At 70.3% G+C, this 14,555-nt stretch carries 16 protein-coding genes and 1 riboswitch; of the genes, 6 read left to right on the forward strand and 10 right to left on the reverse strand.

The annotated features are described in order from the left end of the window. Positions 1 to 20: 20 nt before the first annotated feature. Positions 21 to 1,649 (reverse strand): isovaleryl-CoA dehydrogenase, encoded by a 1,629-nt coding sequence (locus ABD810_RS08175; protein ID WP_344936322.1) that lies wholly within the window; start codon positions 1,647 to 1,649, stop codon positions 21 to 23. Between the two features lie 132 nt (positions 1,650 to 1,781). Here ABD810_RS08175 and ABD810_RS08180 point away from each other — a divergent pair, with 132 nt between their 5' ends. The 3 genes from ABD810_RS08180 (at position 1,782) to ABD810_RS08190 (ending at position 4,205) form a co-directional block, all read left to right on the forward strand. After that, entirely contained in the window at positions 1,782 to 2,339 is a 558-nt protein-coding gene (locus ABD810_RS08180) for a sigma-70 family RNA polymerase sigma factor (protein ID WP_344936325.1), read from the forward strand. Between the two features lie 2 nt (positions 2,340 to 2,341). Beyond that, positions 2,342 to 3,283 carry a maleylpyruvate isomerase family mycothiol-dependent enzyme gene (locus tag ABD810_RS08185; protein ID WP_344936327.1) on the forward strand — a complete coding sequence of 314 codons (942 nt, stop codon included), beginning with the start codon at positions 2,342 to 2,344 and terminating at the stop codon, positions 3,281 to 3,283. A 118-nt stretch (positions 3,284 to 3,401) separates the two neighbouring features. Beyond that, positions 3,402 to 4,205 carry a DUF1707 SHOCT-like domain-containing protein gene (locus ABD810_RS08190; protein WP_344936329.1) on the forward strand — a complete coding sequence of 268 codons (804 nt, stop codon included), beginning with the start codon at positions 3,402 to 3,404 and terminating at the stop codon, positions 4,203 to 4,205. Between the two features lie 49 nt (positions 4,206 to 4,254). Here ABD810_RS08190 and ABD810_RS08195 read toward each other — a convergent pair whose 3' ends face one another. From ABD810_RS08195 to ABD810_RS08205, 3 genes are read right to left on the reverse strand one after another with little or no spacing between them, the layout of a single operon-like run. Next, complete coding sequence (locus ABD810_RS08195; protein WP_344936331.1) at positions 4,255 to 4,887, reverse strand: GOLPH3/VPS74 family protein; 633 nt, start codon at positions 4,885 to 4,887, stop codon at positions 4,255 to 4,257. A 3-nt stretch (positions 4,888 to 4,890) separates the two neighbouring features. Further along, positions 4,891 to 5,142 (reverse strand): type II toxin-antitoxin system antitoxin, encoded by a 252-nt coding sequence (locus ABD810_RS08200; protein ID WP_344936334.1) that lies wholly within the window; start codon positions 5,140 to 5,142, stop codon positions 4,891 to 4,893. Beyond that, the gene (locus ABD810_RS08205) at positions 5,139 to 6,050 is read right to left on the reverse strand and encodes an SPFH domain-containing protein (protein WP_425566868.1); all 912 of its coding nucleotides are present in this window, start codon (positions 6,048 to 6,050) and stop codon (positions 5,139 to 5,141) included. The genes ABD810_RS08200 and ABD810_RS08205 overlap by 4 nt, the downstream gene beginning before the upstream one ends. A 195-nt stretch (positions 6,051 to 6,245) precedes the next feature. Between ABD810_RS08205 and ABD810_RS08210 the strand changes: the two genes are divergently transcribed. Next, positions 6,246 to 6,542 (forward strand): helix-turn-helix domain-containing protein, encoded by a 297-nt coding sequence (locus ABD810_RS08210; RefSeq protein WP_344936337.1) that lies wholly within the window; start codon positions 6,246 to 6,248, stop codon positions 6,540 to 6,542. A gap of 7 nt (positions 6,543 to 6,549) precedes the next feature. Here the strand turns inward: ABD810_RS08210 and ABD810_RS08215 are convergent, their stop codons facing one another. The 6 genes from ABD810_RS08215 to ABD810_RS08240 form a co-directional block, all read right to left on the reverse strand. Beyond that, the gene (locus ABD810_RS08215; protein ID WP_344936341.1) at positions 6,550 to 7,317 is read right to left on the reverse strand and encodes a hypothetical protein; all 768 of its coding nucleotides are present in this window, start codon (positions 7,315 to 7,317) and stop codon (positions 6,550 to 6,552) included. Between the two features lie 116 nt (positions 7,318 to 7,433). Beyond that, entirely contained in the window at positions 7,434 to 8,252 is an 819-nt protein-coding gene (locus tag ABD810_RS08220; protein ID WP_344936345.1) for a class I SAM-dependent methyltransferase, read from the reverse strand. 184 nt (positions 8,253 to 8,436) lie between these two features. After that, complete coding sequence (locus tag ABD810_RS08225) at positions 8,437 to 9,279, reverse strand: sirohydrochlorin chelatase (RefSeq protein ID WP_344936348.1); 843 nt, start codon at positions 9,277 to 9,279, stop codon at positions 8,437 to 8,439. Next, entirely contained in the window at positions 9,261 to 9,989 is a 729-nt protein-coding gene (locus tag ABD810_RS08230; protein WP_344936350.1) for a phosphoadenylyl-sulfate reductase, read from the reverse strand. The genes ABD810_RS08225 and ABD810_RS08230 overlap by 19 nt, the downstream gene beginning before the upstream one ends. A gap of 76 nt (positions 9,990 to 10,065) precedes the next feature. Further along, positions 10,066 to 10,209 carry an Insertion element protein gene (locus ABD810_RS08235; protein ID WP_114029255.1) on the reverse strand — a complete coding sequence of 48 codons (144 nt, stop codon included), beginning with the start codon at positions 10,207 to 10,209 and terminating at the stop codon, positions 10,066 to 10,068. A gap of 43 nt (positions 10,210 to 10,252) precedes the next feature. Continuing rightward, positions 10,253 to 11,935, reverse strand: coding sequence for a nitrite/sulfite reductase (locus tag ABD810_RS08240; protein ID WP_344936353.1), 1,683 nt, complete (start codon positions 11,933 to 11,935; stop codon positions 10,253 to 10,255). A gap of 498 nt (positions 11,936 to 12,433) precedes the next feature. On the opposite strand from ABD810_RS08240, the gene ABD810_RS08245 reads away from it, so the two are divergent. Together ABD810_RS08245 and ABD810_RS08250 are read left to right on the forward strand one after the other, a co-directional pair. Further along, positions 12,434 to 13,237: a TIGR03084 family metal-binding protein gene (locus ABD810_RS08245; protein ID WP_344936355.1), complete on the forward strand. Its 804-nt coding sequence runs from the start codon at positions 12,434 to 12,436 to the stop codon at positions 13,235 to 13,237. 212 nt (positions 13,238 to 13,449) lie between these two features. Further along, positions 13,450 to 14,460: a YihY/virulence factor BrkB family protein gene (locus tag ABD810_RS08250; protein WP_344936357.1), complete on the forward strand. Its 1,011-nt coding sequence runs from the start codon at positions 13,450 to 13,452 to the stop codon at positions 14,458 to 14,460. After that, positions 14,459 to 14,538: riboswitch (ZMP/ZTP riboswitch) on the forward strand. (Overlaps the previous gene by 2 nt.) Positions 14,539 to 14,555 lie beyond the last annotated feature (17 nt).

A 14,555-nucleotide genomic window follows, 5' to 3' on the forward strand; every position in this document is an offset into this window, starting at 1 on the left:
ACACGGACGCCGCGAGACCACTAGGCGATCTTGACGGTGGCCCTGTCGATGATCGGAGCGAGGTCCAGGCCAGGGGGGAGGGTGCCGAAGGCGTGGCCCCAGTCGGCGGCCAGCCGGGAGGCGCAGAAGGCGTCGGCGACGTCGGGGGTGCTGTGCCTCACCAGCAGGGACGCCTGCAGGATGAGGGCGAGGCGTTCGACCACCCGGCGGGCGCTGTACTCGAGGGTGGCCACGTCGGTGAGGGAGTCCTTGACCTCGAGGACGGCGGCGTCGAGGCGGTGGTCGGCGCCTGTGGCCAGGTCCACCTCCTGGAAGAAGGCGTCGAGGGCTTCGGGTTCCTTCATGGTGGCCCTGAGCACGTCCAGCGCGGCGACGTTGCCCGAGCCCTCCCAGATGCCGTTGAGGGGGGACTCACGGAACAGCCGCGGCATCTGCGACTCCTCGACGTAGCCGTTGCCGCCGAAGCACTCCAGGGACTCGGCCGCGTGGGCCGGGGCGCGCTTGCACACCCAGTACTTGGCCGCCGCGAGCGCCGTACGGCGCAGCGCGCCCTCGTCGGTGTCACCGCGGATGGCCTTGTCGGTCGCTCCCGCCAGGCGGACCATGACCGCGGTGGCGGCCTCGGACTCCAGCGCGAGGTCGGCGAGCACGTTGCGCATCAGCGGCTGCTCGGCGAGCGCCTTGCCGAACGCCCGGCGGTGACTCGTGTGGTGGACGGCCTGCGTCACGCCGTACCGCATGCCGGAGGCGGAGCCGATGACGCAGTCGAGCCGGGTCATGTTCACCATCTCGATGATGGTCCTGATCCCCCGGCCCTCCTCTCCGACCAGGAAGGCCAGCGCGCCCTCGTACTCGACCTCGGCCGAGGCGTTCGACTTGTTGCCGAGCTTGTCCTTCAAGCGCATGATCCGCATGGCGTTGCGCGAGCCGTCCGGCAGGACGCGCGGGAGCAGGAAGCACGACAGCCCGCCGGGCGCCTGCGCGAGCACGAGGAACACATCGCACATGGGCGCCGAGTTGAACCACTTGTGCCCGGTGATCGCGTAGCCGCCGTCGCCGAGCGGTTCCGCCCTGGTGGTGTTCGCGCGAACGTCCGAGCCGCCCTGCTTCTCGGTCATCGCCATGCCCGCGAGCACGCCACGCTTGAGGGCGGCGGGCCGCAGCCCGAAGTCGTAGTTCCGCGAGGCCAGCAGCGGCTCCCACTCCGCCGCGAGGGCCCGGGTGTGCCGCAGCGCCGCCACGCTGGCGTAGGTCATCGAGATCGGGCAGCCGTGACCGGCCTCCACCTGGGACCAGACGTAGAACTTGGCGGCGCGGGCCACGTGCGCGCCGGGCCGCGGGGAGGTCCACGCCGTGGCGTGCAGGCCGTGCCCGACGGCCACCGTCATCAGTTCGTGCCACGCGGGATGGAATTCCACCTCGTCGATCCGGTTGCCGTACCGGTCATGGGTGCGCAGGACCGGGGGGTGGTCGTTGGCGAGACGGCCCCACTCCTGGGCCTTGGCGGAACCGGCGAGCGTCCCAAGGGTGCGCAGTTCCCCGAGGGCCCAGTCGGCGTCCTGACGTGCCAGGCCCTCAACCAGGGTGGGATCTGCGGACACATCGTGACCGGTGAGCGGGGGGACCTGGTTGAAGACATCGTGCGTCAAGGGAGCCTCCGGGCGATTCGATGCGCTTGTCTGACTTCGAGGCGCGTCTCTTGTACGCGCTTCGCCATCCATCTCAACATTTCACGAGAACAGTGGGATGCTCGGGTCGCTGACCTAGGAGGGGTGGGGCCGGTGGAGGCGCCTGGAACAACCGACGACCGGTTGCTTCACCAACGCGTCGTCGGTGGGGACGAAAGCGCCCTGGGCGAGGTGCACAACCGGCTGTACTCGCTCGTGCTGGGCCTCGCGCTGCGGGTGACGCGTGACCGCGTCGTCGCGGAGGACATCGTCCAGGAGGTCTTCGTCACCTTCTGGGAGCGCCCGCTGGCCTTCGACCCCGACCGGGGCTCGCTGCGCTCGTGGCTATCGACGATCGCGCACCGCCGCGCCGTCGACCACGTCCGCGCGGAGGAGCGCCACCGCGTCTCCGCCCTCGGCCCCCGGCTGGCCGAGCCCGAGCCGAGCCCGCTCGAGGACTGGGTCCTCGCCGCCGACGAGGCCGCCCGGGTACGAGTGGCGGTCAGCCGGCTCCCCGGAGGGTTACGCGAGGCCATCGAACTGGCGTACTACCGTGGCCGTACATACCGGCAGGCCGCCGAGGAGCTCGGACTTCCGGAGGGAACGCTCAAGTCCCGGATCCGCCTGGGCCTCCGAAGGCTCGCCGACGAGCTCGCCGACAAGGAGGTGTGACGATGGACGGCCACGTGCACCCTGGCGAGGAGATCCCCGCAGCCTCCGATCCGGTCACCCGCCTGCGTCTCGACGTGATCGCCGAGGCCTGTGGCGGCCCGCCTCCCGGAGCCCTCTCACGGCTCCTGACGGCGGCGCGCGCCGCCCGCCGTCCCGCCGTCACCCAGGGCTTCGCCGCCCCCTACGCCGGACGGGTCGCCGCCATGGACGCCCTGCTGGCCTCCGCCTCGCCCGCCGACTGGTCACAGACGATCGTCGAGGGCTGGACGCTGCAGCAGCTCGTCGCCCATCTCGCCGCCACCGACAGCCTGGTCGCCGCGCAGATCGGCGTTCCGGTGGCGGGCCCGCCACTGGCCGCCAACGAGGTCCTGAGCCGCACCGCCGACATGATCGCCTTCGTGGGCGACCTGTCGCCCGAGCGCACCCGTGCCGACTGGCGTGCCCAGGCCGACGCGATCTGCGAGCGCGCCGCCTCGATGGAGCCCACCGCGACGATCGAGCCGGGCGGCATCGGCTTCCCGGTGTCGGACCACCTGCTCGCCCGGATGCTGGAGACCTGGATCCACACCGACGACGCCGCCACGGTGATCGGGCTGCCCCGTCCCCGGCCGATCGCCCCGCACATCCACTCGACGGCCGACTTCTGCGCGCGCCTGTTGCCGTGGACGATGCTGTTCGCCGGCGCCGACGGGGGAGGCCGCGCCGTACGGCTCACGCTGACCGGCCCGGGGGGTGGGACCTGGCACGTTCCGCTTGACGTGTCCCGCACCGCCGTCCCCGACGACGGCTCCCCGGTGGACGCGGAGATCACCTGTGACGTCGTCGCCTTCTGCTTCCTGCTCGGCGGTCGCGGAGCCCCCGCGACGTTCCCCGCCGAGGTGACCGGTGACGCAGGACTGGCCCGCGACGTCCTGGCGGCCGCTCCCGCCATGTCGGGTCCCTGACGGACGATCGCCGTTCCGCGTGACCCGGCGGTCCGGCAACAGCGCCATGTCGGGATCCGTATGGTTTTCCTCCTTTCGGAGGATCGGACGGCCCGGGATGGCGCGCTAGATTCGTGGCATGAACGACGCGGGTGGTATGCGCGCCTCGGACGCAGAGCGTGAGGCCGTGGTCGAGCAGCTGAGAGAGGCGTCCGTCGATGGACGCCTGACGCTGTCGGAGCTGACCGAGCGCACCGAGGCGGCCTACCTCGCCGCCACCCATGCCGAGCTTGCCCAGATCACCGCCGACCTGCCCCAGGGCGGCGCGCCCCGGCCCTACCCGGCCGGCGCTCCCACGTCCCGGGCCTCGGGCAAGTCCCGGCGCTGGTACGTCGCCGTCATGGGCGACACCAAGCGGCGTGGCAAGTGGCGTGTCGACCAGGAGATCGGCGCGGTCGCGGTGATGGGCGACGTGACGATCGACCTTCGCGAGGCGGAGGTGCGATCGAACGAGATCGAGATCGTCGCCACGGCGGTGATGGGCGATGTCAAGATCATCGTTCCGGACGGCGTGGACGTGGACCTGAGCGGCGTCGCGGTCATGGGCGACAAGAAGGTCGACGTCCTGGAGGCGCCATCCGGGCAGAACGTCCCGGTGATCAGAATCCGGGCGTATGCCCTGATGGGGGATGTCAAGGTCGTCGGCGACTCGCGCGCGGAGCCCATCAGGCGAGCGTGGTTCGCCTGGAGCGACTGGCTGCTGGAGAGGCGGACCGAGGCCCGCCAGGACCTCCGCGAGCAGTTGCGCGCGGTGCGCCACGATCTGCACCGCGCGCACCACGACATACTGCGTGAGCATCGCGAGGAGATCCGCCAGTTCCGCAGGGGTTCGCGCCACATGCCCCCGTACCCGCCCGACCCACCCGTCCCGCCGCGTGGCTGACGGTCCCGCGGCACCGGCCGAGATCATCTGAAAGGTCCCGGTCCGAGTGTCACCCGGCGGCGGCGGCCGCCGCGGCGGCCTGGATGGCCTTGCGCAGTGCCGTCGGCACCGGTGCGATGGGGTCGGCCAGTTCCTCGCTCCGCCCGCGTGCCGCGCGCCACTGGGCCCGGGGCATGACGGTCTTGAGCCGGGTCATGGCGGCCAGGGCCGTCAGCCCGGCGTCCCTCGGGTCGAGCCGCGCGACCGGCTGCCCTCCCCGCAGGGTCGTGGTGACCGTGGTGCGCAGCCGTTTCACCACACGGGGGTCGCGGACGGTCACCTTCGCCATGGGGAGGAGGCCGAGTATGCGGACGTGCTCGACCCGGATCCAGCCGTCGGACTCCAGGCGCTCGCGCACCTCCCGCACGTTGGCGCGCGAGCTTTTGCCCACCCAGTGCTGCCAGGTGCGCCGGCGGGAGGCGGCGATCTGCTGGAGCACGCCGTCGAGCAGGGGGTCGGACACCGCCGGCGTTCGTACGACGGGGCCACCGGTCGCGTCCGCGAGGTGACCCTGGATCAGCAGCTCCGCCAGGATGCCCGCGCGCATCATGTAGCCGAGATCGGACCGTGCGGTCATCCGCTGCCGCTCGGTGTCGTAGGCGAGCAGGTAGAGCCGTTCGGGAAGGGACTTGGGAAGATCCACCGGTCACTCCTTCTCTTCGTCGCCGATGCCGCCGTTCTCGGCGGCATGGTCGTCGCCGTCATCGTCTTTGGGCGGGCGCCCGCGCCGGGGCATCCGGCCCACGTCGCCCGGCAGCCGGCCCGCGTTGGCGAGCGCCCGGCGGAGCAGGAACTCGATCTGCGCGTTCGTGCTGCGCAGCTCGTCACCCGCCCACCGGGAGATCGCGTCGTGGACCGCGGGATCGAGCCGCAGCAGGATCTTCTTCCGTTCGCTCACTGGTACAGGGAGCCGGTGTTGACCACCGGCTGCACATCCCGGTCGCCGCAGAGGACGACGAGCAGGTTGCTGACCATGGTGGCCTTGCGCTCGTCGTCCAGGTCGACGACGTCCGCCGCGTCGAGGCGGTGCAGGGCCGCCTCGACCATGCCGACCGCGCCCTCCACGATCTGCTTGCGTGCCGCGACGATCGCACCCGCCTGCTGGCGCCGCAGCATGGCTTGGGCGATCTCCGGAGCGTACGACAGGCGGGTGACCCGCGACTCGATGACCCGCACCCCCGCCGACAGGACGCGGGCGGAGATCTCGGCCGACAGCTTGCCGGTGATCTCGTCGGCGTTGTCGCGCAGCGAGAGCTGGTCGTCGTCGTGGGAGTCGTAGGGGTAGCTGCCCGCGATGTGCCGGACCGCCGTCTCGGTCTGGATGGCGACGAACTCCGCGAAGTCGTCCACCTCGAACACCGCCTTGGCCGTGTCCTCCACCTGCCACACCACGACCGCGGCCATCTCGATGGGGTTGCCGTCGGCGTCGTTGACCTTGGCGACGTCGGTCTCGTGGTTGCGGATCCTGGTCGAGATCCTGCGCCGCTGGGTGAACGGAAGCACCCACCGCAGCCCGTCGGTGCGCACCGTGCCCAGGTAGCGGCCGAGGAGCTGGACGACCCTGGCCTCGCCGGGGGCGATGGCCATCATGCCGCTGAGCAACAGCAACGCGACCACCAGGAGCACGACGCCCACCGCGATGAGCGGCGAGGTGTCGCCGGCCGCCGCCTGCTTGATCAGCAGGATGCCGGCGACGGTCAGGAGCAGCACCAGCCCCAGGATGGGCCAGCCGGACATGCTGAGCGGGCGGCGCTCATTGACCTGCGGCGCGGGCATCGCCACAGCTACCTCATCGACTTTGTCCATCACTGCCACCGTTCCTTGGGGGTTGTTCCGCATGACAAAACCATAGCAAAGTGATATCACTTTTCAAACCCTCCCGGAGGGGTCCGGTGTGGCCGCGAGGGGCGAGCGGAGCGCCCGGGACTTTAGGCTTGACTAAAGGTTTAGGTAGAGCTAATGTTGAGTCGTTGAGGATGTCAGGACGAGAGCGAGCTCGCAATGGGCCTACGACGTCAGAAGGATCGGTCCGCCGAGGAGCGCCTGTCGGCTGAGCCCGGCGGTCTCGCCCAGGAGATCACCGACGAGATCACGTGGTATATGCGCCAGCACAAGATCTCCCGTGCCGACCTGGCCGCCCTCATGGGCGTGTCTCCCGGGCGGGTGAGCCAGATCCTGTCGGGGGACGAGAATCTGACGTTGCGCACGGTAGGCGCGGTGCTCGACGCACTCGGCACCCGTTTCGAATTCAACCTGCACGGGCTCGAGGCGACGGCCGTACTTCTCGACGACCGGTGAGGCCCCGTCACGGATGCGCCCGTTCTTTGGTCAGGTCGAGCACGGCCGGGTCGTAGCGCGCGAGTGACCGCAGCCCGCACCGATAGGCCGAGTCGAGCAGGCGCAGCAGCTCACGCTCCGCGTCGTGGACGAGCACCCCGTGCAGCCGGCCGAAGTCATTGAGATACCGCTGGTAGCGGACCGTTCTGGTCACCGAGGAGCTGCCGAGCGCGGCGACCACCTTCGACTTGCTCGCGCCGTCCTCGATGAGCGCCGCGACGTCCAGCCGCCGTTCTATCGCCTGCAGCCGGGCCTGCACGCGCTCCCTGCGCCGCTCCTCCGCCGACAGCCGCTGGCGAATGCGCTCGTGGTAGTGCTCCGCGGCCATGCTCAGCTGGTGCACGCTCCAGTTCTCGTCCACCCGCTGCTCGCACCAGATCGCCGCATCCTCCGCCATCGTCTGGTGCAGCCGCTCCAGCAGCGAGGCGAGCCAGAACGTGAGCACTTCCTGTGCGAGCGAGCGGCGCCCGTCCTGACGCTGGCGCATGTATCCCAGCCACAGCCCGCTCGGCGCGACGACGCCGACCAGCGTGTGGAGCTTGTCGCTCAGCCCCGTCACCAGCAGGGCCACGGCGGTCGTGGCCAGTGCCGTGAGGACGATCACCACCAGGGCCAGCCATCGGCTGCTCGGCCCGAACGGCCGGCCGATGCGCTGACACCGCAGGATGAGGAAGACCGTCGCCGAGACCAGGGCCAGCAGGAAGGTGAGGCCATAGCCGGCGGCACCGTCCATCATGGCAGCCGCCTCTCGTAGACCCAGCCTCATGGTCCCATGCCGATCCCGGATGATCCAGCGAGTTCCCGGGAACCGAACGGAGGCTGTCACGCGGGAAGCCCCGGCGCGACGCGGCGCTAGAACCGGTAGCGCAGGATGCGGCCCACGTCGCGGAAGCCGGGGAGGTGGGCCAGCACCCACATGCTCAACCGGCCTGAGGCCGGCATCTTGTCCATGCCGGGCATGTCGACGCTGCGTACGGCGTCAAGGAGCGTGAGCCCGTGGTGCCAGCCCTCGAGCTCGGAGGGGTCGTCGATGCCCCAGTGCAGCGTCGCGCCGGCGTTGCGCACCGCGGGCACCATCTTCTGCAACCGGATGCCCAAGGTGCCGTAGCAGTCGAAGAGCAGCATGCCGCTGGGAAACCGCGCGGTGATCCGCTGGATGAGCCGTTTGCCCTCTTCCTCGCGCAGGTACATCGACAGTCCCTCGAAGACGGCCACCGTCGGGCGGTCGCCCGGCACCTCCTCCAGCCACTCGTCGCCGGTCACCGAGGCGCCGATCATCCGGTAGTCGCCCTCGGGGCGGGGGAGCAGCCGCTCGCGCAACTCCAGCACCTCGGGGTAGTCGACGTCGAACCAGCGGACCGTGGAGGGCGGGCGGATCCGGTGGACCCGGGTGTCCAGCCCGCAGGCCAGGTGCAGCACGGTGGCCTCCTGGTGCTCGGCCAGGAATTGGGTGGTCCAGTCGTCGAGCTGCTTGGCCCGCAGGGCGACGCCCGCCGCGCTCGTGCCCTTGATCCCCGTCTTGCGGAAGTCGTAGTCGATGCGGGCCACCGCCTTGGCGGCCTCGTGGTCGCGCAGGATGGAGTTCGGCGCGCGGCTGTCGAGCGCCCTGCCGTAGAGGGTGGCCAGCATGGTCTCCTGGGTGCCGCTGAGGGTGATCTTTTCGCGGTCCATGGGTTCCCCGGTCCTTGTGGTCGCCGTCCTTAGCAGCGCTAAGGGTAACTTAGCGGTGCTAAAGCGTCAATCGGCGGCAGGAGTGGACGGGATGGGCGGGACACCGCCAGTGCATGGTCTGGACGCCTGCGATCGGCATGGTCTGGACGCCTGCCACGGCAGGGTCGGCGGGGGAGTGGCCGGGTCAGGCGGTGGCGGGGATGAACGTCCCGGCACGGAACGCCCGGACGGCTTCCACGTAGCGTTCGAGCAGGACGGTGACCAGCTCGGGGGCCGGGCCGAGAGGGTCGGCCACCGCGTGGGCGCCCGCGTCCAGGGCGGTCCGGCGCACCTTGTCGGCGAAGTATCCGGAGGCGAGCAGATAGGGCGCGACCACGACGCGGCGGATCGGCTCGGGACCGGTGCCACGGATCGCTTCGGGGTCTGAGGCGCCGTCGAGGAGTCCGAGTACCGCCTGCTCGGGGGTGGGGGCGGTCGCGGAGGCGTAGGCGGGGGTGACCGAGTGCCAGGAACGCGAGCGTGCCCACGAGCGCGCCATCTGGGCGATCACCGCGTTGGCCCGGCGGTCGCTCGAACCCGCCGACACCAGCACCACGGCGGTGCCGGGATCGCCGATCTCCACCCCCGCCTCCGCGAGCCGCCGCTCCAGGGCCGCGATCAGCAGTGGGTGCGGGCCCAGAGTGGCCCCCTGGTGGACGCAGAGCCGCGGGCGGCTCGCGCACGCCTCACGGAGCGCGGAAGGGATGTCGACGCGACTGTGGTAGGCCTCGGTCAGCAGCAGGGGCAGCACCACGGCCTCATCCAGACCGGCCAGCGCCTCGGGAAGCGAGGGCCGGGAATGGTCGAGGTAGGCCACCCGGACGGGGATGCCGGGGCGCGCCAGCCGTACCTCGTGCAGCAGGGCCTCCACCGTGGCGGAGGCGCGCGGGTCCCGCGACCCGTGCGCCACCGCGACCAGAGGCGGCAAGCGCCCCGGGAGCGAGGTCAGGAGCCGGCTCTGGCGGGGGTTCAGAGGTGGATGCCGCATTCGATCTTGCCCAGGCCCGCCCAGCGTCCGCTGCGGGGGTCCTCGCCGGGGGCCACCTGGCGGGTGCAGGGGGCGCAGCCGATCGAGGGGTAGCCGTCGTAGTGCAACGGGTTGATGATCACGCCGTTGTCGGCCATGTAGTTGTCGACGTCGTCCTGCGTCCAGCGCGCGATGGGGTTGACCTTGACCATCTGGCGCTTGGCGTCCCACTCGACGACCTTGGTGTTCGCCCGGGTCGGCGACTCGTCGCGCCGGATGCCGGAGATCCACGACAGGTACGGCTCGAGCGCGCGGTTCAGCGGCTCCACCTTGCGCAGGTAGCAGCACAGGTCGGGGTTGCGGCCGTTCAGCCGAGGCCCGAGGTCACGATCCTGCTCGGCGACGGTGCGGGATGGCTTGATGTTGATCACGTTGACGTCGTACACCTGCTGCACGGCGTCGCGGGTGCCGATCGTCTCGGCGAAGTGGTAACCGGTGTCGATGAACAGCACGTCGATACCCGGCTTCACCCGGCTGACCAGGTCGATGAGCAGGGCGTCGCTCATCGAGGAGGTCAGGCACAGCCGGTCGCCGAAGGTCGCCGCCGCCCAGCGGATGATCTCGCGTGCGGAGGCGTCCTCGAGGAACTCGGCGGCCGAGTCGACGATGCCGCGCAGGTCGAGCACGCCCCGCTGGCGTTCCAATCCCGTTTCGATCTGCACCAGTGTCATGGCTTGCTCACCAATCCTCGTTCGTCAATGTGTGCGGGCGCCGCCGGGTACAGGGGGTCCCGGGACCTGCCGCCGATCATGAGCGCACCCCGATGCCGAGGAACTTCAGCTTGAAGGCGCGGGCGCACGACCGGCAGTACCAGCCGCCGTCGCCCTCGTAGGGTTCGAGGTCCTCATCGCCGCAGTACGGGCAGTGGAAAGGGACCGCGCGCTCGCTCACGAGTGCCCCCCGTCCGGCCCGGTGCGCGGGCTCTGGGCGCGCGTCACTTGAGGTCCGCATCGTCGGCGCGCTGGACCCACTCGGAGAAGCTCTCCCCGTCGTTCTTCTGGCCCTGGAAGTTCTTCAGGACGCGCTCGACGTAGTCCGGAAGCTCGGCGGCGGTCGCCTTGAGCCCGCGGACCTTGCGGCCGAAGCCGGGGTTCACGCCGAGGGAGCCGCCCAGATGGATCTGGAAGCCCTCCACCTGGTTGCCGCCGGCGTCGGTGACGAGCTGGCCCTTCAGCCCGATGTCCGCCACCTGGATGCGGGCGCAGGAGTTCGGGCAGCCGTTGACGTTGATGGTCAGGGGGTCGGTGAAGCCGGGCAGCCGGCGCTCAAGCTCGTCGATGAGGTCTGAGGCCAGCGCCTTGGTCTCGACGATCGCCAGCTTGCAGAACTCGATGCCGGTGCAGGCCATCGTCTGGCGCCGGAACGTGCTGGGCTTGACCTGCAGGTCGGCCGCCTCCAGGTCGGCGACGATGCCGTCGACCTTGTCGGGGGCGATGTCGAGGACGACCATCTTCTGCTCGACGGTCGTGCGGACGCGGTTCGAGCCGTACCGCTCGGCGATGTCGGCGATCAGGTTGAGCTTGTCCCCGTCTAGCCGCCCGACCTTGGGGGCGAAGCCGACGTAGAAGTTGCCGTCCTTCTGCGGGTGCACACCGACGTGGTCGCGTCGGCCGCCTCGCGGCGGCTCGGGCGCGGGCCCGTCGGGGAGCGTGTAGCCGAGGTACTCCTTCTCCAGGACCTCGCGGAACCGCTCGGCCCCCCAGTCGTTGATGAGGAACTTGATGCGGGCGCGGTGGCGCAGCCGGCGGTAGCCGTAGTCACGGAAGATGCCGATGACCCCGGCCCACACCTCGTGCACCTGCTCGGGCCGGACGAACGTGCCGAGCCGCTTCGCCAGCATGGGGTTGGTCGACAGGCCGCCGCCCACCCACAGGTCGAAGCCCTTCTCGCCCCGCTCGTCGACGACTCCCACGAACGCGATGTCGTTGATCTCGTGGACCGTGCAGTGCGCCGGGCAGCCGCTCATCGCCGACTTGAACTTGCGCGGCAGGTTGGAGTACGCAGGGTCGCCGATGTAGCGCGCCACCGTGTCGTCGATCTGGGCGGTGGCGTCGATCACCTCGTCGGAGTCGATGCCGGCCAGCGGGCATCCGAGCATGACGCGCGGGGTGTCGCCGCAGGCCTCGGTGGTGGACAGCCCGACGGCCTCCAGCGCCTCCCAGATCGCCGGCACCGACTCGACCTCGATCCAGTGGAGCTGGATGTTCTGCCGGTCGGTGACGTCGGCCGTGCCCCTGGCGTACCGGTTGGCGATGTCGGCGATGGTCCGCAACTGCTCCAGGCTGAGCTGCCCGCCGTCGATGCGGACGCGCAACATGAAGTACCGGTCGTCGAGCTCCTCCGGCTCCAGGATCGCGGTCTTGCCGCCGTCGATGCCGGGCTTGCGCTGGGTGTAGAGGCCGAACCAGCGGAACCGGCCGCGCAGGTCCGCGGGGTCGATGGAGTCGAAGCCCCGCTTCGAGTAGACGTCGATGATCCGCTGACGGACGTTGAGCCCGTCGTCGTTCTTCTTGTTCTCCTCGTTCTTGTTGAGCGGCTCGCGGTAACCGAGAGCCCACTGGCCTTCCCCTCGCGGGCGTTTGTGGTGGCGGTTCGCAGGCCTGGGCGGGCTGGTCATGGTGCGTCCTTTGCCGAGATGGTCATCGGGTCACACGGACGCGCGAACAGGCAGCCTCCCGGCTCGACGGTGAGTGCGGGGGCAGAACAAAGGACGCCTGTCTACGCGCCCGTGCTGGCAGAAGTCAACAGGGGGCGACGATCAACGGGCGTCGCTACAGATGGCACTGCGGACGCGCAAGAAGTCGACGTGACGTCGCACGACGAGCAACGGGTCCACTGGCATGGCCCTGACGATACCTTGCACACGCCGTATGTCCAATATCGGGTCCACACTCTGGACTCCGGGCGCGCTCAGCCTTCGTGCGCCCAGACCAGCGAAGGCTCGTGAGGCTCGTCCGCGGGGCGGTGCTGGCAGTCGCACCACGAGCCGCCCCGGCACTGGTCGTGCCGGTACTCCTTGCAGTCTTGGCAGATCACATCCCCCATATTCCTCCTGTTCCTTCTAGAACATGACTCGGTTACGCTGGCGCCAGCCCCACGTACCTCGGAGGTGTCCATGGCCGTCTCCATGTCCGAGCTGCTGGCCGACCTGAGGGCCGAGAGCGCCGAGTTGACGGCCATGATCCGCACGCTGGACCCGGAGGGCTGGGAGCGCCCGACGCCGGCGGAGGGCTGGGCCGTGCGCGACCAGATCAGCCACCTCGCCTGGTTCGACGACGCGGCGACCACGGCGGCGACCGACCCCGACGGCTTCCGCGCCGCGCTGCCCGTCCTGAACAACCGCATCGACTCCGCGGTGGACGACATCGCCGTGGCCGCGCGCAGCCTCTCGCCCGAGCAGGTCCTCGACTGGTTCCGCACGGCTCGCGCCCGCAGCATCGACGTCTTCGAGACCCTCGACCCCAAGGCGCGGCTGCCCTGGTACGGGCCGGACATGTCGGCCGCCTCCTTCGTCACCGCGCGGCTGATGGAGACGTGGGCCCACGGGCAGGACGTGGCGGACGCGCTGGACATCGTGCGGGTGCCCACCACCCGCCTGCGGCACGTGGCCCTGCTCGGGGTGCGGGCCATCGGATACGGCTTTGCCCTTCGGGGCATGGAGCCGCCGTCGGATCCGGTGCGCGTCGAGTTGACGCTCCCCGATGGGACGCCCTGGAACCACGGTCCCGAGGACGCCGCCGACCTGGTGAAGGGCCCGGCGCTCGACTTCTGCCTTCTGGTCACCCAGCGCTGCAACCTGGCCGACACCGCGCTGGAGGTGCGCGGGGAGACGGCGACGACGTGGACGTCGTTCGCCCAGGCGTTCGCGGGCCCGCCGGGCAGGGGACGCCCCGCCGGCCAGGCGCGGGCTCTGGCGTGACGCTCGGGGCCCGCCGGCCGCGGTCGTACGGCCCTCTTGACCGGCTTTTGGAAGGATGATGGACCGGTTTTTGCCCGTCCGCAAAAGCCGCTGTGGGAAGCTGCCTATCGCTTGCCAGATAGAGCCGCGTCTCTCTGGGTAGACGGCCACGAGCCGAGATCATTGCTGCGTGGGGTCGTGGTAGGGCCATGTTGCGAATACCTTTGGATGCCATGACGTCCACTGACGCTCCGACCAGGTCGTCCGGCCCTCGCAGGCGGATACCTCGCTGGAGGTTGGTCAGGGCCAGGGCCAGGCAGAACGCCAGTGCCGGCCTCACCGCCATCCGCGGTTCCCGATTCTGGGGCGCCGTGCGCTGCTCTCGTATCTGGGCGCTGGTCCGCGCGACGACGATCGCCGGGTTCAACTACAGGGTGACCGGTCTCGCCGGCGAGGCGGCGTTCTTCGCCCTGCTCTCGCTGCCCCCGTTCGTCCTCGGGCTCATCGGACTGCTCGGCCACCTGAGCGGCGTCCTCGGCCCCGGCACCGTGGCCGAGACCCGGGGGTGGGTGCTGGACCAGGCCCACCTGCTGTTCACCGGCAACACGGTCGACCGGGTGGTGCAACCCCTGCTCGACGACGTGCTCAAGGGCGGCCAGGTCTCGCTGATCTCGGTGGGCTTCCTGCTGGCGCTGTGGTCGGGGTCGCGGGCGCTGTTCGTCTACGTCGACCTGATCTCCATCGCCTACGGCCTCGGTGAGACCCGGGGCATCATCCGCACGCGCATCCTGTCCTTCGGGCTCTACCTGGCGGCGCTGATGATCGGCCTGATCGTCATCCCCGTGCTGGTGATCGGCCCGACGATGCTGTCCGGCGCCCTCCCCCAGTACAGCGGGCTCGTGGGCGTCCTGTACTGGCCTGTGGTGGTCATCGGGTCGGTGCTGGTGCTCACGCTGCTCTACCACGTGAGCGTGCCCGTACGGACGCGCTGGTGGCGCGAGGTGCCGGGCGCGCTGCTCGCGCTGCTCATCTGGATCGCCTGCGCGGCGATCCTGCGCGAGGTGCTCGCCGCCTGGTTCACGCCGCTTTCCATCTACGGCTCGCTGGCCGCCCCCATCGCGGTGCTGCTGTGGCTCTACATCACGGCCCTCGCGGTGCTCATCGGCGCGACGCTGAACGCCGAGCTCGACCGCCTGTGGCCGAGCGACGGGAGCAGCCGAAACGGTGAGTCCGCTATCGTCTAACGCGACGTGACTGGCGCGTCTGGGTGGGCTACCACCGGGGAGCGAATAGGGCAGGGGCCGGGCGCCTGGGTCTCCGCCAGAGCCAACGAAGGGTA

The sequence above is a fragment of the Sphaerisporangium flaviroseum genome (assembly GCF_039537005.1).
Taxonomy (GTDB): Bacteria; Actinomycetota; Actinomycetes; order Streptosporangiales; family Streptosporangiaceae; genus Sphaerisporangium; species Sphaerisporangium flaviroseum.